This window comes from Vibrio sp. Vb1554, assembly GCF_033344235.1.
Genome location: NZ_JAWPOJ010000124.1, coordinates 1 through 1,660 on the forward strand (window position 1 = coordinate 1; position 1,660 = coordinate 1,660).

Annotated in this window: 2 protein-coding genes; both read right to left on the bottom strand. The window is 46.8% G+C overall.

The window, feature by feature from the left end:
• The coding region (locus R8N28_RS24190; protein ID WP_318183543.1) for a PAS domain-containing protein at window positions 1–1,288 on the bottom strand (1,288 nt) is incomplete at its 3' end.
• Window positions 1,289–1,514: 226 nt separating this feature from the next.
• Window positions 1,515–1,660: GGDEF domain-containing protein (locus R8N28_RS24195; protein WP_318115288.1), on the bottom strand; the 146-nt coding region annotated here is incomplete at its 5' end.

Sequence of the window (1,660 nt, forward strand, 5' to 3'; positions counted from 1 at the left end):
CTTCTTCGACATCAGCGCTGACTGTCATCACAACGCCACCTTCTTTGGTGAACTTCATCGCGTTGCTCACTAGGTTCCAAATCACCTGACGTAAACGGGTCGCATCCACCTCGATCGCTTTTGGTAAGTCACTCAAACGTTCTAAGTCGAAACGCAGTCCTTTTTGTTCCGCCATGAGCGCCGAAATACTCTCTATCTCGGCGACAAAGTCTTCAAAGTTCAATGGCGCAGGTAACAGTTCAAGCTTACGACGATCGAATTTGTCCATATCGATGATGTCATTGAAGATATTCCCCAACGTAATCGCACTCACGTTGATCGTCTGCATGTGCTTACGCTGCTCTTCCGTCAGCGGGCTATCAAGCAACATTCGACTCAAGCCAACAATGCCGTTTAACGGTGTGCGAAGTTCATGGCTAATTGTGGAGATAAACGTCGTTTTATCTCGGCTGGCTTTTTCTAGAGATTCTTCGTGACGCTTACGCTCAGTAATGTCACGCCCAAAACCAACCAACCCCAAGTGGCGACCGTCTTTGCTATAGAATGGTACTTTGCGCAATTCAAAATAGTGTTTTCGCCCATCAGGGTATTCCAACCATTGCTCGTAAGTGATCGCTTGGTTGTCGCTAAAGACTTTTTGGTCGGTATCTACGATTGGTTGCGCAATTTCTTTACTGTAGACATCCCACGGGCTCAAGCCGACAAGTTGATGCTCTTTCTTGCCCGTTAACTCTTCCATCGCTCGGTTACAACCAGAGAAGACGCCATCGGCATTACGGTAATAAATCAAATCAGGTGACGCATCGATGAATGAACGTAACAAGGCGGTACGCTCTGCTAACTCTAATTGCGTTCGCTCACGCTGGAAAACCTCATTTTCTAGGTCCTGCATCGCCTCTTCACGCGCTTCTTCCGCTTTAATCCGCTCTTCAATCTCTAGATTGAGCTTTTCGATGTTCTGCTGTAGTTGGAAGTTCAGTTCTTGGTCGCGTGAACGCATGTCTTTCAATTTAGAAACCAGCTTCGTCAATCGTTGACGAGACTCTTCTAACTGATCAACCACCACAGATAGGAAGTAAACGGCCCAAGGCGTGATTAACAAACCAAAGAAAACGGAACGTACGATGTCGATATCATCGACGCGCCCTTTGAGAGCCAAAGTGATACCAACTTGTACGACGACAGCAAGTGCCACCAGCGCTAGGGCTAACAAAATTGAAAAACGGACAATCCCTAGTTTCACCAGTAAGTCTACATAGTACTGGGCGAGATTTTTCATGGGCTTCATTCACTACTCCATGGCACAAGCAAGCTATCAACCCGACATATTGAAAACGGGTAGATGTACAAGGCCTAACGCAATTTAGGTCTGTTTGATTTTGAGGCATTCACCTTGATGAACTGGCGAGAACCATGAGATCACAGACGAGAACACAAGGTATAAGCAGTTTAACGTGTTTAATACGGTGATTTAAACCGCTTGCTATCAACTTAGAGCAAGCGGTCACAAAGCGCTAGAAGGAACTAGGGTGGATGCAGGTGCGATTACGGCCATCGGCTTTGGCCTGGTATAGCGCACTGTCGGCCATAGCAATGCCCATTTCAGGTTCATCACCATGCTGAGGAACGTAAGAAACAAAGCCGATACTCACACTGAGGT